At 45.9% G+C, this 25,635-nt stretch carries 23 protein-coding genes; 22 read left to right on the top strand and 1 reads right to left on the bottom strand.

Annotation, left to right across the window (positions count from 1 at the left end):
• Positions 1-69: 69 nt before the first annotated feature.
• The 22 genes from aroC to ypjB all read left to right on the top strand — a co-directional run bounded on the left by aroC (position 70) and on the right by ypjB (position 24,507).
• Positions 70-1,242, top strand: a complete 1,173-nt coding sequence (aroC, locus tag ACK1LH_RS12820) for a chorismate synthase (RefSeq protein ID WP_029280257.1) — start codon at positions 70-72, stop codon at positions 1,240-1,242.
• The gene (gene aroB / locus ACK1LH_RS12815; RefSeq protein WP_411333267.1) at positions 1,242-2,327 is read left to right on the top strand and encodes a 3-dehydroquinate synthase; all 1,086 of its coding nucleotides are present in this window, start codon (positions 1,242-1,244) and stop codon (positions 2,325-2,327) included. Before aroC ends, aroB begins: the two co-directional genes overlap by 1 nt.
• Positions 2,324-2,689 carry a chorismate mutase gene (aroH, locus tag ACK1LH_RS12810; RefSeq protein WP_411333266.1) on the top strand — a complete coding sequence of 122 codons (366 nt, stop codon included), beginning with the start codon at positions 2,324-2,326 and terminating at the stop codon, positions 2,687-2,689. The genes aroB and aroH overlap by 4 nt, the downstream gene beginning before the upstream one ends.
• A 334-nt stretch (positions 2,690-3,023) precedes the next feature.
• Complete coding sequence (gene trpE, locus ACK1LH_RS12805; RefSeq protein ID WP_029280262.1) at positions 3,024-4,568, top strand: anthranilate synthase component I; 1,545 nt, start codon at positions 3,024-3,026, stop codon at positions 4,566-4,568.
• Positions 4,540-5,556 (top strand): anthranilate phosphoribosyltransferase, encoded by a 1,017-nt coding sequence (gene trpD, locus ACK1LH_RS12800; RefSeq protein WP_029280264.1) that lies wholly within the window; start codon positions 4,540-4,542, stop codon positions 5,554-5,556. Before trpE ends, trpD begins: the two co-directional genes overlap by 29 nt.
• On the top strand, positions 5,549-6,307 hold the full coding sequence (gene trpC / locus ACK1LH_RS12795; protein WP_029566052.1) for an indole-3-glycerol phosphate synthase TrpC: 759 nt from the start codon (positions 5,549-5,551) through the stop codon (positions 6,305-6,307). Before trpD ends, trpC begins: the two co-directional genes overlap by 8 nt.
• Positions 6,304-6,960, top strand: a complete 657-nt coding sequence (locus ACK1LH_RS12790) for a phosphoribosylanthranilate isomerase (protein ID WP_029280268.1) — start codon at positions 6,304-6,306, stop codon at positions 6,958-6,960. The genes trpC and ACK1LH_RS12790 overlap by 4 nt, the downstream gene beginning before the upstream one ends.
• Positions 6,941-8,170: a tryptophan synthase subunit beta gene (gene trpB / locus ACK1LH_RS12785; RefSeq protein WP_029280270.1), complete on the top strand. Its 1,230-nt coding sequence runs from the start codon at positions 6,941-6,943 to the stop codon at positions 8,168-8,170. The genes ACK1LH_RS12790 and trpB overlap by 20 nt, the downstream gene beginning before the upstream one ends.
• Positions 8,133-8,954, top strand: coding sequence for a tryptophan synthase subunit alpha (trpA, locus tag ACK1LH_RS12780; RefSeq protein ID WP_029566051.1), 822 nt, complete (start codon positions 8,133-8,135; stop codon positions 8,952-8,954). The genes trpB and trpA overlap by 38 nt, the downstream gene beginning before the upstream one ends.
• Positions 8,955-9,005: 51 nt before the next feature.
• On the top strand, positions 9,006-10,088 hold the full coding sequence (gene hisC, locus ACK1LH_RS12775) for a histidinol-phosphate transaminase (protein ID WP_411333265.1): 1,083 nt from the start codon (positions 9,006-9,008) through the stop codon (positions 10,086-10,088).
• Between the two features lie 58 nt (positions 10,089-10,146).
• On the top strand, positions 10,147-11,259 hold the full coding sequence (locus tag ACK1LH_RS12770) for a prephenate dehydrogenase (RefSeq protein WP_411333263.1): 1,113 nt from the start codon (positions 10,147-10,149) through the stop codon (positions 11,257-11,259).
• An 11-nt stretch (positions 11,260-11,270) separates the two neighbouring features.
• Positions 11,271-12,581, top strand: coding sequence for a 3-phosphoshikimate 1-carboxyvinyltransferase (gene aroA / locus ACK1LH_RS12765; RefSeq protein ID WP_051827264.1), 1,311 nt, complete (start codon positions 11,271-11,273; stop codon positions 12,579-12,581).
• A gap of 258 nt (positions 12,582-12,839) precedes the next feature.
• Positions 12,840-13,736, top strand: a complete 897-nt coding sequence (locus ACK1LH_RS12760; RefSeq protein ID WP_411333261.1) for a hypothetical protein — start codon at positions 12,840-12,842, stop codon at positions 13,734-13,736.
• 23 nt (positions 13,737-13,759) lie between these two features.
• Positions 13,760-15,025 (top strand): tetratricopeptide repeat protein, encoded by a 1,266-nt coding sequence (locus tag ACK1LH_RS12755; protein WP_282034169.1) that lies wholly within the window; start codon positions 13,760-13,762, stop codon positions 15,023-15,025.
• Between the two features lie 81 nt (positions 15,026-15,106).
• Positions 15,107-15,646, top strand: coding sequence for a ReoY family proteolytic degradation factor (locus ACK1LH_RS12750; RefSeq protein ID WP_029566046.1), 540 nt, complete (start codon positions 15,107-15,109; stop codon positions 15,644-15,646).
• A 213-nt stretch (positions 15,647-15,859) separates the two neighbouring features.
• Positions 15,860-19,555 carry an alpha-amylase family glycosyl hydrolase gene (locus ACK1LH_RS12745; RefSeq protein WP_411333260.1) on the top strand — a complete coding sequence of 1,232 codons (3,696 nt, stop codon included), beginning with the start codon at positions 15,860-15,862 and terminating at the stop codon, positions 19,553-19,555.
• 777 nt (positions 19,556-20,332) lie between these two features.
• Positions 20,333-20,788 carry a YpiF family protein gene (locus ACK1LH_RS12740; RefSeq protein WP_029566043.1) on the top strand — a complete coding sequence of 152 codons (456 nt, stop codon included), beginning with the start codon at positions 20,333-20,335 and terminating at the stop codon, positions 20,786-20,788.
• 143 nt (positions 20,789-20,931) lie between these two features.
• Positions 20,932-21,441, top strand: coding sequence for a ubiquinol-cytochrome c reductase iron-sulfur subunit (locus ACK1LH_RS12735; RefSeq protein ID WP_029280287.1), 510 nt, complete (start codon positions 20,932-20,934; stop codon positions 21,439-21,441).
• A gap of 3 nt (positions 21,442-21,444) precedes the next feature.
• Complete coding sequence (gene qcrB / locus ACK1LH_RS12730; RefSeq protein ID WP_029280290.1) at positions 21,445-22,119, top strand: menaquinol-cytochrome c reductase cytochrome b subunit; 675 nt, start codon at positions 21,445-21,447, stop codon at positions 22,117-22,119.
• Between the two features lie 59 nt (positions 22,120-22,178).
• Positions 22,179-22,946: a menaquinol-cytochrome c reductase cytochrome b/c subunit gene (locus tag ACK1LH_RS12725; RefSeq protein ID WP_029280292.1), complete on the top strand. Its 768-nt coding sequence runs from the start codon at positions 22,179-22,181 to the stop codon at positions 22,944-22,946.
• Positions 22,947-23,017: 71 nt separating this feature from the next.
• Positions 23,018-23,614 carry a DUF1405 domain-containing protein gene (locus tag ACK1LH_RS12720; RefSeq protein ID WP_029566042.1) on the top strand — a complete coding sequence of 199 codons (597 nt, stop codon included), beginning with the start codon at positions 23,018-23,020 and terminating at the stop codon, positions 23,612-23,614.
• Positions 23,615-23,694: 80 nt separating this feature from the next.
• Positions 23,695-24,507: a sporulation protein YpjB gene (gene ypjB, locus ACK1LH_RS12715; protein ID WP_029566041.1), complete on the top strand. Its 813-nt coding sequence runs from the start codon at positions 23,695-23,697 to the stop codon at positions 24,505-24,507.
• A gap of 194 nt (positions 24,508-24,701) precedes the next feature.
• Here ypjB and ACK1LH_RS12710 read toward each other — a convergent pair whose 3' ends face one another.
• Positions 24,702-25,574: a YitT family protein gene (locus ACK1LH_RS12710; protein WP_029280298.1), complete on the bottom strand. Its 873-nt coding sequence runs from the start codon at positions 25,572-25,574 to the stop codon at positions 24,702-24,704.
• Positions 25,575-25,635 lie beyond the last annotated feature (61 nt).

Raw genomic sequence — 25,635 nt, 5'->3', positions numbered from 1 at the left:
TATTCATCCTTTGAAGGATATGATATAGTGTTACTTAAAAGCGTTAGTGCGATGAAGGGAGAGCTTTAGATGAGATACTTAACAGCAGGAGAATCACATGGTCCTCAGTTAACTGCAATTGTGGAAGGAGTGCCGGCAGGTCTTGCAATTACTGCCGAGGACATCAACCGCGATCTTGCACGCAGACAAAAAGGACATGGCAGAGGAAGAAGAATGCAGATTGAGAAAGATGAGGTTCAGATTACAAGCGGAATCCGCCACGGAAAAGCGCTTGGCTCTCCAATTGCACTCGTTGTTGAAAATAATGATTGGAAGCATTGGACTAAGATTATGGGGATCGAGCCTTTAGAAGAAGGCGAGGAAAAGGAAATCAAGCGTCAGATCAGCCGCCCCCGTCCTGGTCATGCTGATTTGAACGGTGCCATTAAATATGGACATCGTGATATACGCAATGTGCTTGAGCGATCTTCAGCCCGTGAAACAACGGTCAGAGTAGCTGTAGGCGCAGTGGCTAAAAGACTGCTTGCAGAGCTTGGAATCAAAGTGGCAGGACATGTTGTGGAAATCGGATCTGTAAAAGCAGAAAAGACAGAATACTCTTCAATCGAAGAACTGCAGCGTGTAACAGAGGAATCGCCAGTAAGATGCCTGGATGAGGATGCTGCCGTTAAAATGATGCAGGCAATCGATGATGCCAAGAGCAACGGAGACTCAATCGGAGGCATTGTGGAAGTGATTGTTGAAGGGATGCCTGCAGGAGTAGGCAGCTACGTCCATTATGACCGCAAGCTTGATTCGAAAATCGCGGCTGCCATCGTCAGCATCAATGCTTTCAAAGGCGTTGAGTTTGGAATTGGCTTTGATGCTGCACGCAAATTCGGAAGCGAAGTGCATGATGAAATTACTTGGTCAAAAGAGCAGGGCTACTCCCGCAAAACGAATCGTCTCGGAGGATTTGAAGGCGGAATGTCAACAGGAATGCCGATTGTTGTCAGAGGAGTCATGAAGCCTATTCCGACCCTTTACAAACCTCTCCAAAGTGTTGATATAGAAACAAAAGAGCCGTTTTCTGCAAGTATTGAACGTTCGGACAGCTGTGCAGTTCCTGCTGCAAGTGTTGTGGCTGAAGCTGTTGTCGCATGGGAAATTGCATCAGCCATTGTTGAACAATTCGGCTCAGACCGTATAGACGCCCTGCAAAAAGAAATTCAGGAAATCCGCGAGTACGCGAGGGAATTCTAATGAAACAGCTTGTTGTTGAAACATCAGCAAGTACCTACCCTGTTCTTATCGGGGCAGGCGTGATTGAAACACAACTAATGAAACAGCTGGAGCGGTTAAATCCAAGCAGAATTCTGGTTATTGCCGATTCAGCTGTTCAGAATCTATACGGGGATAAGCTGATGCGGGCAGTCAGCTCATTCCCGTCAGATGTTTATGCCGTTCCAAGCGGAGAGGAAAGCAAGTCATTTCAAACCTACTATGACATTCAGACGTTTGCTCTTAAACAAGGACTTGACAGGAAATCTCTCATTCTCGCATTCGGCGGAGGCGTTATTGGCGATCTTGCCGGTTTTGTCGCTGCTACCTATATGAGGGGCATACCTTTTATCCAGCTTCCTACAACTCTGCTTGCCCATGACAGTGCAGTTGGCGGTAAAGTGGCCGTCAATCATCCGGAAGGGAAAAATATGATCGGTGCCTTTTATCAGCCGGAAGCTGTCATCTATGATCTTGACTTCCTTGAATCCCTGCCGGAAAGTGAACTGCGGTCAGGCTTTGCAGAAGTAATAAAGCATGGACTGATAGGAAATAAAGAATTATATACATGGCTGAAACAGGAGATACGTGATGTGAGCAGAATCTATGATTCCATGCTTCAGCGGATGATCCTCCAAGGCATTTCTGTAAAGGCTGCTGTCGTTAAAGAAGATGAAAAGGAATCAGGAGTGAGGGCCCACCTGAATTTTGGCCACACCCTCGGTCATGCGATAGAATCAGGAGCAGGATACGGGAAGATCAGCCATGGTGACGCAGTCGCAGCAGGCATGCTGTTTGCTGTATGGCTGAGCAATCTTACTCTCGGCGCGGATCTTCCGTACGAAGAGATGAAATCGTGGTTTGGAGAGCTTGGATTTCCAACAGAGGTCCCAAGCCATCTGGATACAGATCTGCTCCTCGACAAAATGATGAAAGATAAAAAAGCCAGTTCGGGAACCATCACAATGGTGCTTCTTCAGTCCATTGGAGAATGCAGAACGCAAGCCTTTGAAAAAGAACGTTTAAGATCCCTGCTGGAAAACTGGAGACAGGAGGGAACTGTATGATACGGGGAATAAGAGGAGCTGCAACCGTTCAGCAAAACAATGAGCAGGAAATTATAAAGGCAACAGAAGCACTGCTTTTGGAGATGATTGATTCCAATCATGTTAAAGCTGAAGATGTGACGTCGGTCCTGTTTTCAACAACAGCGGATTTGAACACTGTTTTTCCTGCCAAAGCTTTACGGAATTTTGACGGATGGGAATATGTCCCGGTTATGTGCATGAAGGAGATTCCGGTTGAAGGAAGCCTCGAGAAATGCATCAGGGTCATGATGACGGCTGAAACACCGCTTAGCCAAAAGGAAGTCAAACATGTTTATCAGGGAAAAGCGACGGTTTTAAGGCCGGACCTTACAGGTAAATAAAACATACCGCTTTGCCTTCTTTCGTTGACACTTTTCAAAAGCTGTATTAACATAGTTCACAAGAATAGAAATTAGAAGAGAGCTTCTAATATGTTCCAGTGCGTTAGCTGAGTTTAGAGATTAGGAAAAGATAAGAGATACGATACATTTAGCAAGAGTTTAGTTTAGGGTAGCCGAGAATGAGTCAGTTTAGCTGAGGTATTTTTATATTTACGCTGCGGCATACGTCTACCCAAAAACAGGTCATCCTCGTTTTTGGGTTTTTCTGTTTACCGGGCAACCTTCTATAACCTCCTAAATACTTATTCTCCACACTGCTGGAGGAGTGAGTACATTGTTTCATACTGATTTTGCCTCATTTAAAGAGGACAGCGGACAGTTTCGGACCATCCCCGTCATCAAATCCTTTCAAGTTGACACCTTTACGCCGATACAGCTTTTTAAGGTGTTTGAAGATGAAGCGGTCTATCTGCTTGAAAGTAAAGACGCGGAATCATCCTGGTCACGCTATTCCTTTATCGGATTAAATCCATTTTTATTTATTGAAGAAGAAAAGAATCGTTACTGTGTCCGTTCTAAACAGCGCCAGACGCTGCATGAATCATCCTCGCTTAAAGAGATTTTCAAGTGGATGGACGCGTATTTAAAAGTGAAGGTTCCGGATCTCGATATCCCTTTTGCCGGCGGAGCAGTCGGATATCTCGGATATGATTCTGTGACGATGTTCGAACGGATTCCGCAGCACAAACATCAGGATCTATCCTTTAAAAAATGCCTTCTGTTTGTCTGTTCGACCATGATTGCCTATGATCATCAGGATAAGAAGCTTTCGTTTATCCAATATGAACGGCTTACAGGCAAGGAATCGGAAGAGGGAATACGCGCTGTCTACGGAATGGCAGAAGCGAAAATCAGCCAGCTGATCTCAAAGCTCGGCGAGAAGCGGGATTTTCATGACCTGATGCTGTCGCCGACTGATCAGGCAGCCGTTTCTTTTGAGGGAGTGGCTTCGAATTTTGAAAAAGAAGATTTCCTTGAAGCTGTTGAGAAAATCAAAGAATATATCCGTTCAGGCGATATTTTTCAGGGAGTTCTTTCTCAGCGGTTTGAAATCCCTGTAACGGCAGGGGGATTTGATCTTTACCGCATGCTCAGGGTCGTAAACCCTTCCCCTTATATGTTCTATATTAAGTTTGACGGCACGGAGCTGATCGGTAGTTCTCCAGAACGGCTGATCTACGTACAGAACGGATATCTGGAAATCCATCCGATTGCTGGGACCAGAAAACGCGGCAAAACCGAGGAAGAAGATTTGCTCCTTGAAGAAGATCTGCGTCAGGATGAAAAGGAAAAAGCAGAGCATTACATGCTGGTGGATCTTGCAAGAAATGACATAGGAAGAGTGGCCGAATACGGATCCGTTAAAACGCCTGTTCTAATGGAGCTTGGACGCTTTTCACATGTGATGCACCTGATTTCAAAAGTCACCGGCCAGCTGAAAAGCAGCACACATCCGATTGATGCCCTGCTTTCCTCTTTTCCCGCCGGCACAGTGTCCGGTGCTCCCAAGGTTCGTGCCATGCAGATTCTGCAGGAGCTCGAGCCGACAGCGAGAAATGCATACGCCGGCTGCATAGCCTACATTGGATTTGATGGAAATATCGATTCCTGCATCACAATCAGAACAATTGCTCTACAGGGCGGAAAAGCGTATGTGCAGGCAGGAGCCGGTATTGTTGCCGACTCAAAGCCTGAGCTTGAGTGGAAGGAAACAAGAAACAAAGCAAGTGCGCTAATTAAAACAATCGAGCTTGCTGAAAAAGTGTTCGGACAGAAGGAGGGTGACGGGAATGAAAGCTTTGCTGAACAAATGCATTGAAGGCCACACGCTGTCTGAACAGGAAGCGATGAGTGCCATGAATCAGGTCATGGAAGGAAAAGCAACTCCGAGTCAAATTGCAAGCTTTATTTCCATTCTCAGATTCCGCGGGGAAACGGTCGATGAACTTGTCGGGTTTGCTAAAGCGATGAAGCAGCATATGACGCGGATTGAGTATAAAGAAGATGTGATTGATACGTGCGGCACAGGCGGAGACGGTGCCTCAACCTTCAACATTTCAACTGCATCCGCCATTTTGGCATCCTCCATGGGCGTAAAAGTGGCAAAGCATGGGAACCGCGCTGTTTCGTCAAAGAGCGGAAGTGCAGATGTGCTTGAACAGCTCGGGATCATGATTCAAACCTCACCTGAAGAAGCGAAAAGAGCCCTTCATCACTATGATATGAGCTTTTTATTCGCCCCGATTTATCATGCATCCATGAAGCATGCTGTAAATCCCCGGAAGGAAATCGGATTCAGGACGGTCTTTAACCTTCTTGGTCCGCTTGCCAACCCTGCAAATGCCAAACGTCAGGTGATGGGTGTCTTTTCGGCGGAGTATGCTGAAAAAATCGCTCATGCCCTCCGGGAGCTTGGTTCCGAGCACGTTCTTCTTGTGACCGGAAGAGACGGTCTTGATGAATGCAGCATTACTGGCATAACGGATGTGGTAGAACTGAAAAACGGAAACATCACGCGCTATGAAATCACACCTGAGGAAATGGGTCTTGAAAAAGGGGAATTAAAAGACATTCAAGTAGAAAGCCCGTCTGAAAGCGCCGAACTAATTCTTTCTGTTTTCCAAGGCCGGAAAAAAGGGGCTGCAGCCGATATTGTCGCACTGAATGCCGGAGCCGCCCTTTATGTTGCAGGAAAGGCAGACAGTCTCAAAGAAGGGGTCGCGTCTGCTAAACAGGCGATTGAAAATGGCACGGCATACCGTCAGCTTGCACGGCTTCAGCGCAAAAAGGAGGAACAGTATGCTTAATCAGATTCTTGAGAAAAAACGGGAAGAAGTTCAATCCCTGAATATACCTGAAAGAAAGCAAGTTTCAGAGCGGTCTTTTTTCAGTGCCCTCAAACAATCTAAAAGAAAGCCGGCTCTAATAGCAGAAGTAAAGAAGGCATCTCCCTCCAAAGGGGTCATCAAAGAATCGTTTCATCCTGTTGAAATAGCCAAGGCATATGAAGCGGGAAGAGCAGACTGCCTGTCAGTGCTGACGGATGAAACGTTCTTTCAGGGGCATAGAGATTATATCGCTCAAATAAAAGAGGTCGTCAGCCTTCCTGTCTTGAGAAAGGACTTTATCATTGATCATAAACAGATCATTGAATCCAGCCATATTGGCGCAGATGCTGTCCTCCTGATCGGTGAAGCGCTTGACCCGGTTTTGCTTCATGAGCTTTATGTACATGCGGGTGAACTGAATCTTGACGTCCTTGTGGAAGTGCATTCGCTGCCAGTGCTTGAAAAACTGCTGCCGCACTTCACTCCAAAGATTCTTGGAGTCAACAACAGGGATCTTACAACTTTCCAAACCGATATCCATCAAATTGAAAAAATAAGCGAGGCAGTGCCTAAAGAGACGCTTCTTGTAAGCGAGAGCGGTATTTTCACATTCAGCGATGTAGAAACCGTTAAAAGCAAGGGCGCTGACGCGATTCTTGTCGGAGAATCCCTGATGAGGGAAGAGAATCAGACGTCCGCCATTCAAAGGCTTTACGGTGAAACAAAATGAACAAGCCGCTCATTAAGATTTGCGGCAATCGCTCTCTTCATGATTTATCACTGACCGCGGCTTCATCCGCTGACTATCTGGGCCTGATTTTTGCGAAAAGCAAGAGGCGGGTTCAGGCGGGCGAAGTAAAGGAGTGGCTGCAAAAGGTTGATCTGAGAGGGAAAAAGCTCGCAGCAGTGTTTGTCAATCCAGCAAACGAAGAAATCGAGAGCGTTCTGAGTGAACTTCCGATTGACGTTATCCAGCTCCACGGAAGCGAAACCCCTGATCAAGCAGGCGAAATCAAGCGCAGGTTTGGGGCGGAAGTCTGGAAGGCCCTTCCCCATAAAGAGGATACTCTCTCTCTTATGAGAGACTATAAAACATCCGCTGATGGGTTTGTCATAGATTCAAAAGTAAAAGAGACGTTTGGCGGAACTGGGGAGAGCTTTGACTGGTCTAGTGTCCCTGCCTATATAAAAGCAGCAGAAGAAATGAACAGGAAGATGTTTATTGCAGGCGGAATCGGTCCTGACAACATTGACAGCCTCCTTTCAATGATGCCTGGAGGAATCGATCTTTCGAGCGGCATTGAACAGAATGAGAGAAAAGACGAGCTATTACTCAGAAGATTTCAAGAAAGGGTGAATCAGCATGTATCAATTTCCGGATGAGTTTGGCAGATATGGAGAGTTCGGCGGAAAATATGTTCCTGAAACGCTAATGCAGCCGCTGGCTGAACTTCAGGAGGCATTTGAGGAAGCCATTGCAGACAGCGGGTTTATGAATGAATACCGCCGCCTGCTTTCGGAATATTCCGGACGCCCGACCGCTTTGACCTATGCAGAAAACGTGTCGGAAAAGCTTGGCGGAGCAAAAATCTTCTTGAAAAGAGAGGATTTGAATCATACAGGCGCCCATAAAATCAATAACGCGATCGGCCAGGCGCTGCTTGCGAAAAAAATGGGCAAAACGAAGATCATAGCTGAAACAGGAGCAGGCCAGCACGGTGTTGCGGCTGCAACAGTGGCGGCAAAGTTTGGACTCGAGTGCAAAGTATTCATGGGACAGGAGGATGTCAGCAGACAGGAGCTGAACGTATTCCGGATGAAGCTGCTTGGCGCAGAGGTCATTCCTGTCCACAGCGGGAACAAAACGCTGAAGGATGCCACGAATGAAGCGATCCGCTACTGGGTGCAGCATTGCGAAGACCATTTTTATATGATTGGATCCGTTGTAGGGCCACATCCGTATCCGCAAATGGTCAGAGAGTTTCAGAGAGTTATAGGAGACGAAGCAAAGGAGCAGCTTCAAAGCAGGCTGAATACTCTTCCGGACAAAGTTGTTGCATGTGTCGGAGGGGGAAGCAATGCGATTGGCATGTTCGCTGCCTTTATTGATGAAGAAGTTGACCTTGTAGGTGTCGAGGCAGCAGGCAAAGGGACGGATACTGACCTTCACGCAGCTACGATTGCGAAAGGAACGAAGGGAGTCATCCACGGTTCGCTGACGTATCTCCTTCAGGATGAACACGGGCAGATTACGGAGCCGTACTCCATCTCGGCCGGACTTGACTATCCGGGAATTGGTCCTGAGCATGCCCATCTGTCGTTAACAGGACGTGTTTCCTATGAAAGTGTGACAGACGATGAAGCTTTATCAGCATTAACGTTCCTTGCTCAGGAGGAAGGGATTCTTCCTGCCATAGAAACAGCACACGCTCTGGCAAAGGCGTTTGACCTTGCAAAACAGATGAAACAGGATGAAACACTGATGATTTGTTTATCCGGACGCGGTGATAAGGACGTCCACACATTAATGGATTCTTTTGAAGGGGGCGGCAAGCATGAAGACACACCTGCAGAACCTGCTTTCACAAAATAAGAAGCTTTTTGTTCCGTTTATCACAGCGGGTGATCCGAACGGGGAGGCGACCGTCGGACTTGCACTTGCCCTTCAAAAAGCCGGCGCCTCGGCTATTGAGCTTGGCATTCCCTATTCAGACCCGCTTGCAGACGGACCTGTGATTCAGCGGGCATCGCAAAGATCTCTTGCAGAAGGAATGAACATTGTAAAAGCAATGGAACTGGTTCCGGTAATGAGAGAAAATGGTCTGACTATTCCAATCATTCTTTTTACGTATTATAATCCTGTGTTACAATTAGGAAAAGAATCCTTTTTTGCTTTAGCGGAGAAAAATACAATCGACGGACTGCTGATTCCGGACCTTCCTTTTGAAGAAAGCGGAGATTTGAGGGATTCATGCAGACAGCATGGGGTGACGTTCATTTCCATGGTGGCCCCGACTTCAAGCGGGCGCCTGAAGAAAATCGTCTCAAGTGCCGAAGGCTTCCTGTACTGTGTTTCATCACTCGGTGTAACGGGCTCGCGCAAATCATTCGACAAGCGCATCTTTGACTTCCTTGAAGAAGTAAAACAGGAAGCGGATGTTCCTGTCCTTGTCGGCTTTGGCGTTTCAACAAGGCAGCACGTCGAAGAACTGACAAAAACGTGCGACGGAGTCGTTGTAGGCAGCGCCCTGATAGAAGAAGTGGAACGTTTATCGCAAAAGCTCAAAGATCCGGATGCCCGGATTGCTGCTTTTGAAGAGTTTCAAAAGAAAGCCGCTTCCTTTGTATTGCCCGCTGAAGTTGAAATCGGATCATAGAGCAGCATGCGAAGGCTTCCTTCGCGTTCAAAACAGAAGAGGTGTCTACTTATGCAAATTAAAGATCAGCTTACAAATCTAAAACCCTACCAGCCGGGCAAGCCCATTGAAGAAGTTAAGAGAGAATACAATCTGACTCATATCGTCAAGCTTGCCTCTAATGAAAATCCGTACGGCAGCTCAGAAGCTGCCAAGGCAGCCATCCAAAATGAACTGAATCAGCTTGCCATCTATCCGGATGGCTACAGCGCCATGCTGCGAGAAAAGCTGGCATCATTCCTTGACGTAAGCGAGTCTGAGCTGATTTTCGGGAATGGTTCAGATGAAATCGTTCAGATCATTTGCCGTGCGTTTTTGAAACCGGGGACAAATACCGTGATGGCAACGCCGACTTTTCCTCAGTACCGTCATAATGCGGTGATTGAAGGAGCGGAAATCAGAGAAATTCCTCTTGCGGATGGATACCATGATCTTGATGCGATGCTTGCTGCGATCGACCCGGAAACAAAGGTTGTCTGGCTGTGCTCGCCGAATAATCCGACGGGAACTTACATCAATGAACCGTCTCTTTCGGCTTTTCTTGAAAAAGTGCCGCAGCACGTGCTCGTCATTCTTGATGAAGCCTACTATGAATATGTGACAGCTCAGGATTTTCCGGAAACACTTCCTCTCATAAAAGAATACAAAAATGTCATGATACTCCGCACGTTTTCAAAGGCGTACGGGCTTGCCGCCCTCCGCGTCGGGTATGGAGCAGCCAATCGTGAGCTGATCAAAAGCATTGAGCCTGCAAGAGAGCCGTTCAATACAAACCGCCTTGGACAGGCAGCCGCTCTTCATGCTTTGGATGACCAGGAATTTATTCTTCAGTGCAGAGAAAAGAACAAACAGGGACTGGAGCAATTCTACCGCTTCAGTGAAGAACATGGCCTAAGCTATTATCCTTCTGAGGGAAATTTCATTCTGATCGATTTTAACCGGGATTCAGACGAAGTGTTCCAGGCTCTGCTTGAAAAAGGATACATTGTCCGTTCAGGAAAAGCGCTCGGATTTCCGACTTCTATCCGCATTACTGTCGGCACAAAAGAACAAAACGCGGAAATCATCAGCATCCTTGCCGAATTGATTTCTTAACCTAAAGAGGTGATGCTGTCACCTCTTTCTTCATACATAAAATCCGTAGGTGATAACAATGGATCAGCCAATAAAAAGAATACATCTGATCGGACTCGGTTTAATTGGAGGATCGATTGCTCTATCTGTAAAAAAGGAATTTCCTGATGCCTGGATTACCGGGTATGATATTAATCAAAGCCAGCTTGAGATTGCCAAAACTCTTACCGTGATAGATGAGGCAGCCGGCAGCCAGTTTGAAAACATCGAAACAGCGGATTTAATCATTCTTGCGGCCCCGGTGGAGCAAACTCTTTCGATGATAGAGACATTAAGCGGCATGAAATTGAAAAAAGACGTCATCATTACAGATGTGGGAAGCACCAAGCAGAAGATCACCGCCTGTGCTGCCGCAGCCTTCAAAGGCGATGTCCATTTTATCGGCGGGCATCCGATGGCAGGCTCTCATAAATCAGGTGTCACGGCAGCCAGAGCGCATCTTTTTGAGAATGCGTTTTATATTCTGACTCCCGCAAAAACTACGAGTGAGGACTCCTTAAATAAACTGAAGAACATTCTAAAAGGAACAAATGCGCATTTTATTGAAATGACGCCCGAAGTCCATGATGAGGTAACAGGAGTGATCAGCCACTTTCCCCATATCGTCGCAGCAAGCCTTGTTCATCAGGCTGGACGGTTTGAAGACACTCATCCTGTTATTAAAAGACTGGCAGCAGGAGGCTTCAGGGACATTACGAGAATCGCTTCAAGCAGTCCCGCTATGTGGAGAGACATTCTTCTGCATAATAAGGAGAAGCTCCTCACTCTGTTTGCAGACTGGGAACGGGAAATGAGCCGTGTGAAGGATATGGTGGAAGATCTGGACAGTCTTGCTCTCTTCTCTTATTTCAAAGATGCAAAGGACTACAGAGACGGACTTCCCGAGCGGGAAAAAGGCGCGATTCCTTCTTTTTATGATTTATATGTCGATGTTCCAGATTATCCAGGGGTTATCTCTGAGATTACAGGGTACCTTGCAATGGAGGAAATCAGCATTACAAATATCCGGATCATCGAAACACGCGAGGAAATTTACGGTGTCCTGAGACTGAGTTTTCAAACCGACATCGACCGTGAACGTGCACAGAAGTGCATAGAAAAATATACAGATTACAAAACTTTTTTCAGTTAAGAGGTGCTGGTATGAAAAGCGTGAAAAAACTGCAGAGAGCAGAAGGCCTCAAGGGCTCGATAGCTATTCCCGGAGATAAATCCATTTCACACAGAGCGGTGATGTTCGGCGCGCTGGCAGAAGGAGAAACGGTGATCGACAACTTCCTTGCAGGGGCGGACTGTCTGTCTACAATCGCCTGCTTCAGGCAAATGGGCGTTGAAATTGAGCAAAACGGGACTCATGTCAGAGTAAAAGGAAAGGGAATGGATGCTCTTAAGGAGCCTTCAGGCATACTGGATGTGGGCAATTCCGGAACAACTACCCGGCTAATGCTTGGCATTCTTGCAGGACGGCCTTTCCATTCCTGCATCATTGGAGATGAATCTATTGCAAAACGGCCCATGACACGGGTGACGAATCCGCTCAGAGAAATGGGCGCTTCCATTGACGGCAGGGAGGAGGGCAATTACACGCCGATTTCCATCCGCGGAGGCAAACTTAAGGGGCTGAAGTATACGTCTCCTGTAGCCAGCGCACAGGTGAAATCAGCCATTCTGCTTGCAGGCCTTCAGGCGAATCAGGAATTGACAAGTGTAACAGAGCCGCATAAATCACGTGACCACACAGAACGGATGCTCCGGGCGTTTGGTGCAGAGGTGCGGGAAGAGGGGCTGACTGCTGAAATCAAAGGCGGACAGACATTAAAAGCGGCAAAAGTGGACGTGCCGGGGGATATTTCATCTGCAGCGTTTTTCCTTGCAGCAGGAGCGATCGTTCCAAACAGCAGGATCACTCTTGAAAATGTGGGAATCAATCCAACGAGAACAGGCATAATCGATGTTTTAAACAAAATGGGTGCGGATTTAACGATTGAAGAAAAAGGTTCAAACACCCATGAGCCTGTGGCGGATTTAACAATCTCGGCCTCCTCATTAAAAGGAACGGTCATTTCAGGCGATTTGATCCCGAGGCTCATTGATGAAATCCCGATTATTGCCCTGCTTGCCACACAGGCAGAAGGCGAAACCATTATTAAAGATGCGAGTGAACTGAAAGTAAAAGAAACGAACCGGATTGATACAGTCGTTCAGGAGCTTGGAAAGCTTGGAGCTGAGATTATTCCGACGGAAGACGGAATGATTATCCGCGGCAAACAAAAGCTGTCAGCTGAAAAAGCATCTGTTTCAAGCCATGGTGATCACCGAATCGGCATGATGCTTGCAGTCGCCGCCATGATAACAGACGGGGAAGTGAGTCTTGAAGGGCATGAGGCGATTGATGTATCTTATCCTTCTTTCTTTGAGCATGTACGTGCATTGACAGGGAAAACTGTGGATTGATGCACATCCAGCCTGCGGAGAATCTCCGCAGGCATTTTTAACTCTAAGGAAATCATATACAAAGTTATCCACGTCCAGCTACAGCGCCTAGATCCTCTGTTAGAACAAATCCGCCAAAAAAGTCAAACCCGGACTTTTCCGTCGGATTCTTATCTGCCTATCGGATCTAATCAAGGCGCTTCCGCTTTTGTTGGCATATTTTCTTCTTTTTCCTCATAGCTTGTCTTAAGAAGACGACAAGGGAGGGATAAGCGGAAAGTGGCCTATATACTTGAAGATGCAGTTATTGTTAAGCATGCAGCAGCTGAAAAAACGTCCATTCTCGTAAGAAACAACAAAATGGATTATATCCATTCTTCAGTTAAAAATATGGCCTATATGAAGATGGACGCCTCTCCGTATGTGATGACACCCGGGCACGTTATGCTTGATTTCTCCATAAACGGTTCTTATTCAGAAGCCAAACCCATTTTTAAGGACAAGCTCATAGCATCCGGTTGTACAGCCGTTATTACGGTTGCCCGCGCAGAATACGAACGTGAATTATCAGATGCAGTCAGGAAAAAGAGACAAAGGATGATTAATTCCCCAATTGATTACTGCATCAGTGCAGCCATTCCGCTCAAAAGACTGACTCCATCCCTGCTGATTGCCTGCAAACGCCAGAAGATCCCTTTGCTTGTCCTTGAGATTCATCCTGAGGATGATCTTGCAGGATTCCCGTGGGGATGGATCCGCAGCAGCATTTACCATTTCCCGATGACGTTTCTGCCGCAATGGCCGGATCGTGCCTTGCAGGATAAACAGCAAAAAACGTTCGAAGCCCTGATGAAAAAACACCGCTTCTCAGCAAATGCTGCCTGCCCGCCCGAGCATACTATTCTAGATAAAAACCTCCTGATGAAAATCGGCCTGTTTCCTGATAAAGGAGATATCCGCATCGGCGGCGAAGTTGACTATAACCTGTATGAGGGAAATGCATTCAATTCAGTTGAAGATTTGTCCTCAAGCGGGTATCATAGTCATATTCCTAAATTTACGGTTCATAAAGGACAGCTGCAAAAAGCCGGTGAAACGATTTTTTTAAAGCCGGGTTTTGGAGAAGAGCGCACCGTGGCCATGTCAGGCAGGTTTGCTGCTCAGGCTGTTCCGTAACTGGAATGGAAAGGGCGTTAAAGGTGAACAACACATTATCCGAAGCAATTCAACTGGTTGAATCGGGACAGGTCCAGGAAGGGCTTGCTAAGCTTTCCGGTCTCGAAAACAAACTGCACGATGAAGAAAAATTTCTGCTTGCAGAAAAATATTATCAGTGGGGGAATACAGATCAGGCACTTTCGATTATGGAAGATATGCATCTTCTCTATCCTGAAGAGTCTGAAGTAACCGTATTTCTTGCAGAAATCTATATCGACATGGATCAGGAAGAAAAAGCAATCGACCTCCTGAATACCATTCCGGAGACGGATCCTGCTTATGTACAGGCATTGATTCTCTCAGCAGACCTTTACCAGATGCAGGGTCTGAACGAAGTAAGCGAACAAAAGCTCCAAGCAGCAAAAAAATTAGTGCCTGATGAGCCGATTATCGATTTTGCACTCGGAGAGCTTTATTTTCATCAGGGGCATTACCATAAAGCCATTCCTTTTTTCAAAGACGTGCTTAATGAACACAGTACGGTCACAGGTGTAAACGTTTATCAGAGATTGGCAGAATCGATCAGCGCAAGCGGCGAATTTGAAGAGGCTCTGCCTTTTTATGAAAAAGCAGCAGATGAGCAGGTTGATCTGCACACGCTGTTTGGCTACGGATTTACCGCCCTTCAGGCGAATTATCCGAAGACAGCGATTGAGCAGTTTCTGAAGCTGAAAGAACTGGATCATGAATATACATCCCTCTATCTTTTCCTTGCAAAGGCCTATGAGGCTGAAGGAATGCTCGGGGAAAGCCTCCAAGCTGTAAAAGATGGACTTAAAGTAGATGAATACAATAAAGAGCTGTATGTATACGGCGGAAAAACGGCGCTTAAAAACAATCAGCCGGATGAAGCCAAAGCTTTGCTCCAGCAGGCGATTGCCATTGATCCGGGTCATGTGGAAGCGACAATCACCCTGACGAATATCTACATGCAGGAACAGCTTTATGAAGAGGTCATCGACTGTCTGAAAGAGGTCATGAGGTACGGCGAAGAAGATCCTGAATATGACCGGAAGCTTGCACGCGCCTATCATGAAACAGAACAATATTCGGATGCATTAAACCATTACCAGCGAGCATATAATTTCTTCAAGGAAGAACCAGACTTTTTAATGGAGTACGGGTATTATCTGCTTGAGGACGGAAACCGGACAGCTGCAAGGGAGATGTTCAGCAGGGCTTTAACGCATGACCCTGCGAATGTCGAAATCGAAGAGATTTTGATGCAATTAGAAGATGATTTTTAACACTCGGCCGGAAGGAATTCACCTGGGATCTGTTGAACTTTTAAAGTAAGAATCTACAGTTAGCAGAGGAGGGAAATGCATATGATGGCCCCTGTATCTGTCATTGAGAAGAAGGATTTTATCAGGTGGTTTTTAAATCATTATCAGCTGAAAAGACGAGAATGTGTATGGATTCTGAATTATTTGATGAGTCATGATACTCTGATGGAAAAAGTGCATTTTGTCGAGCAGGCACAGTATTGTCCCCGCGGAATTATCATGTCGACCCACTGTGTAGAGGAAGTGCCGTTTCGTTTTTACAAAGAAAATGTCATGACAACGGATGCCGAAAAATCGTTCCATGACATTCGATTAAATAAAGACGAGGATCTGTATATCCAGCTCAATTTCCGCTCATCTTATCAGTCTCCGAATTACGCAGCCGTGCTTGAGGCAAACCCGTTTATGCCAAAGCACCTCAACATTAATGAAAAAGACCGTGTAGTAGCTGAGAGAATTCTTGAAGAATCCATTCAGACGTTCCAAAAAGAAAAACTCCTTCAAATGATTGATGATGCCCTTGACCGCCAGGATAAAGAAGCATTCAACCATTTGACAGACAAATTGAAATGCCTCAGATAAGCTTGCCTGCTGCCGGAACTGCAGCTTTTGAGAAGAAACCTTCAGAAAAGGAGGTTTCTTTTTTTTAGGCTTTTCAGCTTATTTTTTTCAGAATTTTCAATTGATTTTTCGGTCGAACCGTGACAAAATAAGGGTGTTTATGAAATCGTTTACATAGACAGGCATTGGTCTCGAGTGCAGCCGATTTCTTTATATGCCAAAGGGGGAAATGGAATGAGGAACAAATGGGGGAGATGGACGGCGGCTGTAGCCATACTGGTCCTTCTCGCGAGCAGTGTGCTTGGAACGTGGCAGGGATTTGCCGCTTCGGCACCGGCTGCAATAAAGGTTGACGGAAGCGGAGAAGACTGGTCTGAAATGCAACCGCTTGCATCATCTGAAACACCGGGATATGAGGGGTTTCAGATTGGAGATCTGCATATAACGAACGACAGCAGGTATCTCTATTTTTGGACAGAAGCAAAAAATGTTCCGAATTGGGGAAGCGACGGGATGTTTTTAAACCTTGCACTGAATGTGAATGAAGAAGATTCAAAAATAGAAGGCAATCCATGGGGAGCTCCTTTTCACTTTGGAGGCACAGAAGCTAAGCCGCAGTTTCACATTACTGTCAGAATAAAAAATGACAATGAACTTGCCGGAGCTGCTCTATACAGCTCGGAGGATCTGGCAGCTCCCAAGCTGTCAACCTGGGAAAATAGCAAAGGAGCACAATTCGCAGCTGATCGCACGAAAGGCTTTGAAGGAAAAATTCCGCTCAGCGAGCTCCGCCTGAAAAATGATGACTCGATCAGGGCCATTGCCGTTTTAAGCGGAAACAATCCGGCGGAGCATGGTGCATTTGATGTAAGTCCCGAAGCCGAAGGGAATGTTCTTGCCGGCACCTGGAATGAATCAGGAAACCCAAACAGCCAGGCAGTATACAGCAGCAGCTACACAATAGGCGGAGTGGAGGAAGCTGCTCAGCTGGAGGTCCTTTCTTCAACGCCTGCGGAGGGGGACGCTGAATTTAAGCCTGAAGCCCCGCTGATTGTTACATTCAATGAAAACGTGGCTGTTGAGAAGCAGGATGCAGTAACTCTGTCAGAAAAAGACGGCGGGGATGTGCCGGCTGCTTTAAAAGCAGAAGGAAATCAGCTCAGCATCAAAGCAGAGCAGCTGAAAAAAGGACAGTCCTACACACTGACAGTAAAAAAAGATGCTGTAAAGGGACAATCCACTAATTCATATCTGCAGGAGGATTTTGTTCTTTCATTTGCAACTTCAAACATGATTGAACCTGCTAAAAGATTTATTCAATTTACTTATGTCAGGGAGGACGCAGACTACGCGGACTGGAACATCTGGACCTGGCAGACCGGACTGCAGGACGGGGAAAAGCTGTTTTCTGACATAACAGAACAAGGTGCTGTCTCGAAATTTGAAATCAGCTCAGATGCAACGGCAGTCGGTTTTGTCATCAGAAAAGGCCAGGACTGGGCTGTTAAAGATCCATATGACGGGGACAGATACATCACTGCAGAAGCGGGACAAGCTCTCACAAAGGTCGTTGTTGAAAGCGGGAAAGGTGACTTTCATACCGTTCCGGCCGTAAAAGGTCCTGTTTTGTCAGAAGGAAAAGCAACCTTCTTTTACAGAGATCCCGAGCTGTTTGCAGATAATGCAATGGACACGGTTGAGAAAGTGAGCCTTAAAGTTGCAGGCAAGAAATACGAAATGGCCTATGACGAGAAAAACGAGTACTTTTCCCATACAGTTGCCCTGCCTGGAGAAGGTACGTATGACTACAGTTATTTGGTCACTGTCAATGGGACAGAAACAGAAGTAAGAGATCCGTACTATGAAAAATCATCTGTAGACTACATCGTGCCTGATGTATCCATGAAACTGTCTGTTTCTCCGAAGGCAGTAACCTCTAATCAAAATGCGGTGCTGAGCCTTGATGTTGAAACAGATCAGGAGGTTGAATTTACCGAGCTGTCAGCTGACGTTTCCGCACTCGGCGGACCAAAGGCGCTGAAAATCGATCCGCAGCTAATGGAAACATCTCTTTCAGTTGCAGATACCGTGACGGCAGGTGTAAAACAAATTCCTGTGACAGCTGTTGACCAGTACGGCAACAAACATACTAAGACGGCATCCATCACAGTTAAACCTCGTGTTTCAAAAGGAAAAGGCGATTTTGACTGGGATGAGGCAAGAATTTATTTTATGCTGACAGACCGTTTTAATGACGGAGACAAAACAAACAACGATCCAAACGGGGAAGGCTACGACGCGAGCCATCTTGAAACGTATCACGGCGGTGATTTTAAAGGTATCACTCAAAAGCTTGATTACCTTGAAGACCTTGGCATCAACACGATCTGGATTACTCCTGTCGTTGACAACATTGACTGGGACCTGCGCCATGACAAGAACGGGCATCAGTATGGCTATCATGGATACTGGGCAAAGGATTTCTCAAAGCTTGATGAACATCTGGGCTCCATGGATGACCTGAATGAACTTCTGGACAAAGCCCATGAAAAAAACATCAAGATTATGGTTGATGTCGTTCTTAACCATACAGGATACGGTTTAAAAGAGACGGATGCAGGAAATACGGGCATCTCTAACTATCCGACAGATGAGGACAGAAACCGTTTCAGCGGCATGCTCCGCAACGGCGGAACTGACGTCATTAAAGGCGAGCTTGCCGGCCTGCCGGATCTGATAACGGAAGACCCTGCTGTCCGCAAACAGATGATTGACTGGCAGACAGCCTGGGCTGCTCACAGGACGGAAAAAGGCAACGCTATTGACTACTTCCGTGTAGATACAGTCAAACATGTCGAGGATACAACGTGGAAAATGTTTAAAAATGAACTCGTGAAAATTAATCCTGATTTTAAACTGATCGGTGAATATTACGGAGGCAGCATCGGCAACACCGGTGGTTATCTTGACAGCGGCCAGATGGATTCTCTGCTTGATTTCAACTTTAAATACGATGCGAGAGATTTCATCAACGGTGATGTAGAAGCAGTAGAAGCAAGACTGGAAGAACGCAATGCAAACATGACAAGCTCTGCCACGATGGGACAATTTCTCAGCAGCCACGATGAGGATGGATTCCTTCTGACTCATGCAGGCGGTGACATCAGCAAGCAGAAAATTGCTGCAGCCCTTCAGATTACGGCAAAAGGACAGCCGGTCGTTTATTACGGGGAGGAAATCGGACAGACAGGCAAGCATGCCGGGGACATGGACAAAGGCGAATTTAATGAAAACCGGTACGATTTTGCCTGGGACAAAACAAAGAATAATGACCTGTTAACACACTATCAGAAGCTGCTGAACATCCGTAAAGACTACTCAAAGGTCTTCTCAAAAGGAACCCGCGCAAAAATCGGGGGCAGCAACAATGAGGGCTACCTCGTGTTCACCAGAACATACGGCAAACAATCTGTTGCCGTCGGACTGAATACAACAGAAACAGCCCAAAAAGTGACAGTATCTGTTCCGTTTAAAAAGAACACGAAAGTGATTGATCTTTACAGCGGAAAAGAATACAAAGTTTCTGCAGGCGGAAAAGTGACAGCAGACCTTCCTGAACGGGAAGCTGGAGGCACCTTTATTCTGGCTGAAAAAAACAGTCAGCCAAAACCTCCTGGAAAAGACGAAAAACCTGACGGTGCCGCTCAGCCCCATGATAAGGATGAACAGGGGACACCCCCAGCTAAAGGAGGAGATGCTGCCGGCGGAAGCGCCTCACCAGACAGCACTTCAGCTCCCGGTGCAGGAAAAGGACTTCCTGCAACAGCTACAGCGTCCTACAGCATCATGCTTATCGGAATCGTGCTGCTTGCAGCCGGCATCAGCGGCTGGATGCTGAAAAGGCGTTTTGTTAAGCGCGCTGTTCAATAAGACTTGCGAAACAAATGATAGGTGTCCCTGATTTTATGCAGGGGCACTTTTTTTGCTGTGTGGAAGAGGTTCCTGAGCATGCAACGCTTTAAAACGGGGATCGTGGATTTCAGCAAGTCCGTTACTTGCAGGATATAGCGGAATACTTGCAAGAATGCCTCTTTTACTTGAAAAAACAGTTCAGTAACTTGCAAGAAATTGCTGTTTACTTGAAAATTTCCATCCGCCTCCTAATTAGCAGAGTGCACCCTGCATATAAGTGTCTTTCTCGCAGAGGTTTTGGGCATTCAACGCTATAATACGGGGACCGTGGGTATCACCGAGCGCGTTACTTGCCACAAATAGCGGAATACTTGCAAGAATACTTCTTTTATTTGAAAATGCAGGTCTATTACTTGCAGGAAACGTGTGTTTACTAGAAAATTTCCATCCGCCTCCTAATTAGCAGAGTGCACCCTGCATATAAGTGTCTTTCTCGCAGAGGTTTTGGGCATTCAACGCTATAAAACGGTGACCGTGGACATCACCGAGCGCGTTACTTGCCACAAATAGCGGAATACTTGCAAGAATACTTCTTTTACTTGAAAAAGCAGGTCTGTTACTTGCAGGAAACGTGTGTTTACTAGAAAATTTCCAGCTTCCTCCTAACTGACAGCGTGCATCCTCCTGTCCGAAGATTAAAGGTCTCAAAGAAACGTACAGATTCTAAATCTTCTTTTCCGATTCCTGCAAAACCTATATAATGAGAAGCATCACAACTTGAAGGAGCTGAAATGAATGAAATGGACAGCCGGAGACGCAGCGTCCTATCTGGAGTCGGCAGATTATGTTGATACGGCAGTCGTGCCCCTCATCCAGGCCGATTTCGGGACAGGCCTGAAGCATGCTGCTGCAGAGGGTGAATATGCTTTGCTGATTTCTGAAGACCTTGAAAGACAGCTTAAAGGAAGAGTTTTCCTCATGCCGCCGGTCTCTTATCTGAAAGATGCAGCTGAAGATGCAGAAAATACGGTGCAGCAATGGTACATAAATCTTGAAAAGAGCTTCAGCCATATCTTTTTTATGACAAGTGATCCTTATTGGAAGACCAAAGAAGATTTTGCTAATGGAAAAGTCATTTACCTCCCGCCGGTCCCTATGGAGCATATGGATGAATCACTGAAAAGAAAGATGGTTGAGGATCAGGTCAGCCAAATTATGAACATTTTCTTACAATTTTGGAGAGGGAAATAAAAACCCTTACATATTTATTAAGTTCCAAAAAAGGATAATATTGACCTTACTGGAAGATTGATATATCATGAGATTGTCCTAGTTTTATATGGTTTTATCGTATGTCCTGACGGACTTCAGCTTAAGATAGAGGGGGGAAAATGATGAGCGAGAAAAAACATCGGGTATCAAGACGGCAATTTCTCAACTATACACTTACTGGTGTAGGCGGTTTCATGGCTGCGGGTATGCTTATGCCTATGGTCCGTTTTGCGCTTGATCCAGTACTCGGAAAGGTCGAAGAACAGGATCTTGTCCAGGTTGTCAGTGTAGATGAAATTACAAATGAACCAACCCGTTTTAACTTTAAAATTAAACAGGTTGATGCTTGGCACAAATCGGAAGAGCCTAGGGCTGCATGGGTCTACAAAAACGACAATGGGGATATTATAGCGCTTTCTCCTGTCTGCAAACACTTGGGATGTACAGTTAACTGGAACAGTGATCCATCGAATCCAAACAAATTCTTCTGTCCATGCCACTACGGACTGTATGAAAAAGACGGCACGAATGTTCCTGGTACACCGCCGCTTGCTCCGCTTGATGTATACAAAAGTGAAGTGAAGGATGGATTCCTGTATCTTGGTTCGGCTAAACCGCGAAAGGAGGCGTAATAAGTGTTAAACAAAATTTATGACTGGGTTGATGAACGGCTCGATATTACGCCTATGTGGAGAGACATCGCTGACCATGAAGTGCCAGAGCATGTAAATCCGGCACACCATTTTTCAGCTTTCGTATACTGCTTTGGCGGACTGACGTTCTTTGTAACCGTTATTCAGGTATTATCAGGCATGTTCCTGACAATGTATTATGTTCCCGACATTAAAAATGCATGGGAATCTGTTTATTATCTTCAAAATGAAGTCGCTTTCGGCCAAATTGTCCGCGGCATGCATCACTGGGGAGCAAGTCTTGTAATCGTCATGATGTTCCTACATACTCTCCGCGTATTCTTCCAGGGTGCGTATAAGAAACCGCGCGAACTTAACTGGGTTGTCGGCGTACTAATTTTCTTCGTAATGCTTGGTCTTGGATTTACGGGCTATTTATTGCCTTGGGATATGAAAGCGCTATTTGCGACAAAAGTTGGTCTTCAAATCGCTGAGGCAACGCCGCTGATTGGTACTCAAGTTAAAACATTGCTTGCCGGCCATCCGGAAATCGTCGGTGCACAGACACTGACCCGTTTCTTTGCGATTCATGTGTTCTTCCTTCCAGCAGCGCTGTTTGGTTTAATGGGGGCTCACTTTATCATGATCCGCAAACAGGGTATATCCGGACCTCTGTAAAATTCAAATGATGATCAGCCGCATCTATATGCGGAACTGCCAAAGAAGGAGGGGAAATCATGCATCGCGGAAAAGGGATGAAATTTGTTGGAGACTCTCGTGTTCCAGCTGAAAGAAAACCGAATATTCCAAAAGATTATTCAGAATTCCCGGGTAAAACGGAAGCGTTCTGGCCGAACTTCTTATTAAAAGAATGGCTGGTTGGAGCTGTGTTCCTGATTGGGTTCTTGTGTTTGACTGTGGCGCATCCGTCGCCGCTTGAACGTGTTGCAGATCCGACGGACACTGGATATATTCCATTGCCTGACTGGTATTTCTTATTCTTATACCAATTGCTCAAGTACACATATGCTGCAGGACCATACACAGTAATTGGCGCATTTATCATGCCGGGTCTTGCATTTGGTGCACTGCTTCTTGCACCGTTTATTGACCGCGGGCCTGAGCGCAAACCTTCAAAACGCCCTGTTGCAGTCGGAATGATGCTTCTAGGCGTAGCGGCAACGATTTTCCTGACGTGGGAATCTGTTGCAACTCACGACTGGGAAGCAGCTGCTGAACAAGGGAAAATCAAAGCAGAAGCTGAAATTGACAAAGAATCAGAAGGCTACAAAATCTTCACTGAACAAACATGCGTTTCCTGTCACGGCGACAATTTAGCCGGAGGCGCAGCCGGTCCTTCACTGGTTGATACTGGTTTAAGTCCTGAAGAGGTTGCCAAAATCGCAGTTGAAGGCCAGGGCGGCATGCCTGCTGGCATCTTCAAGGGAACAGATGAAGAATTGAAAGTGCTTTCTGAGTTTGTCTCCAGTGTTACTGCAAAATAATCAGAAAAAGCTGACAAAATGTCAGCTTTTTTCTGCGTTGTGAACTACATATAAAGGAAGTTGAAACCATTATGAGATGGATGCACTATCTGCTTGTAAGACAGCCTTTTCTTTTTTTGATGTTTACTGTCAACTTATTTGGGACCCTCTACGGGTATTACTGGTACAGATATCAGCTGTACGAAACGCCGGCCATCTTTCTGCCGTTTGTACCTGACAGCCCGACGGCAAGTCTTTTTTTTACGATTGTCATGCTCGGCTTTCTTTTTAAAAGGAATTTCCCTTTAATTGAAGCTCTTGCCATAATTACGCTGTTTAAATATGGCATATGGGCGGTTGTCATGAATTTGCTCGTCTTGAATGAAACAGGGGTATTGGACCCTGTCGGCTATATGCTGATATTGTCTCATCTAGGCATGGCCGTTCAGGGGCTGCTTTATGCACCGTTTTACAGGTTCAAAGCCTGGCATCTTGCGGCAGCTGCTGTTTGGACACTGCATAATGAAATCATTGATTATGTGTTTGGGCAAATGCCGAAGTACAGTGTTTTGATGAACTATTTGCCTGAGATCGGGTATTTTACTTTCTGGCTTAGTCTTTTCTCTATTTATCTTGCTTATTATTTTGTGGTGAGAAAAGATTCGTATAAGCTGGACCTCTTGAAATAGATTTTCTTTTATCTGAAAAATAAGGTCTATCCTTGTCCACTTTTTCATAGTTTTAAGTAGAAGCTGTGGGAGGGACAAGGATGAAAAAACGAATAGCCGCAATGGCAGTTTTTATGATCATGGCGCTTGCTCTGCCGTTTTATTCACTGGCTGATCATCGTGCAGGGCACATGGACAGCAGCTGGGATGATTTAAATAAACTGACGGATACAGCACTTCAGCTGACAAAACAGAACCGGTTTGAAGAATCGCTTCAGCTCGTCAATTATTTTGGCAGGGAATTCGAGAAATCCATAAAGGGAAATAACGACGTTTCAGCTGCAGAAATCCGTACAATTTCAGCTTCTCAGCAGACGGCTGTCGACAAGCTGCAGGAAACAGGGGCCTCGCCTGATCAAAAAGTAAGAGCCCTGATCCGCCTCAGGCTGGTTGTTGATGCAGCTGCATCAGAGCATCAGCCGCTGTGGAGTTCAATGGAAGCGCCTGTTATGAGTGCCTTCACACAAGTGAAAGATGGTGTGAAAGACGGAAATAATCAGGCTTTTGAACAAAACTGGGAGGAATTTGTCTCTCTTTATGAAACGGTTTATCCCAGCATGCTGATGGATCTTGAGTCTGAGCAGCTTAAGAGAATTGAAGCTCACAAGTCTGTGGTGGAAGATTCATTCTTTGCAGAAATTCCTGTAGAATCACAGGTGAATCAGCTGACATTGATGGAGGAAGACTTGCAGAACTTATTTGAGAGGGTAAAAGAAGATGAAGCGGATCCGTCTCTATGGTGGGTCATGATTTCTACCGGAAGCATTATCTTTATGGCGCTTTCTTATACAGGCTGGAGAAAGTACAAAGGCGAGAAAGACAAAATGAATAGAGAACGTGACTTTAACAAGTAAGAGGCCTCGTGAGCGAGGCCTCTTGTTTGTTTTATTTGAAGTTGGCGGAGCTAAACGGCTGATTCCGCTTTTCTTGTTGTCCAGCTCCATCGCCCAACTCCTCTGCCAGAACGGAACTGTCGGCAAAGGCAAAAAGCGCCTTCACCGCCATTTCCTTATCTGACTCCCGGAGCTAAACGGGCGATTCCGCTTTTCTAGCGTTGAATAGGATTCTTATCCGCATCGAGCGTAAACCCTTCTCCTAAGACGTCATGGACGTCGCTGACTGCCACGAATGCGTGGGGGTCGACGGATGTGATGACGGCTTTGAGGCGGACGATTTCATTTTTTGCCACTACGCAGTAAAGAATGTTCCGGTCCATTTTTGTATAGGATCCCATTCCTTTTAGAGTCGTGACGCCGCGGTCCATCTCCTGCATGATCTTTTCTGCGATTTCTTCGTTTTTCTCCGAAATGATTGTCGCTCCTTTAGCTGCATAGGCCCCTTCCTGCATAAAGTCGATCACTCTTGCGCCAATAAAGACGGCAACAAGGGTATACATTGCTTCTTTATAGGATAAGTAGGTAATGAGGGAAAGGGTAATGACGACAAAGTCAAAGATGAACATCGTTTTTCCCATGCTGATGCCTTTGTATTTATGTACCAGTCTTGCTATGATATCAACTCCGCCGGTTGTGCCGCCGTATCTGAAAATGATCCCGAGGCCTACTCCGATGAAAACACCTGCAAATAATGCTGCAAGGGTCAAGTCATCTTTAAGCGGCATGAAGATCTGAAACCGCTGGAAAAGCCAAAGGAAGACAGACAGTGCGACCGTACCGATTATGGTATAGAGAAAGGTCGTCCTGCCGAGCAATTTCCATCCGATGAAAAAGATCGGGATGTTCAGCACCAGGTTGGATATCGAGGGGTCAATGTTAAAAAGAAAGTATAAAAGAAGGGTTATTCCGGTAAATCCGCCTTCAGCGAGATTGTTCTGCATGTTAAAATGAACTAGTCCGAATGCAAAAATCGCTGAACCGAGTAAAATAAAGAAAATATTCCGTATTTTCAATTGAAGAAACATGATGTCGATCATCCTCTTTTCTATGTTCTTTGCGATAATAGTATAGATGATGGAAACAAAA

Origin of the sequence: Metabacillus indicus (assembly GCF_046603695.1) — a bacterium.
Lineage (GTDB): Bacteria > Bacillota > Bacilli > Bacillales > Bacillaceae > Bacillus_P > Bacillus_P indicus.
This window is presented reverse-complemented; position numbering and strand designations above follow the sequence as displayed.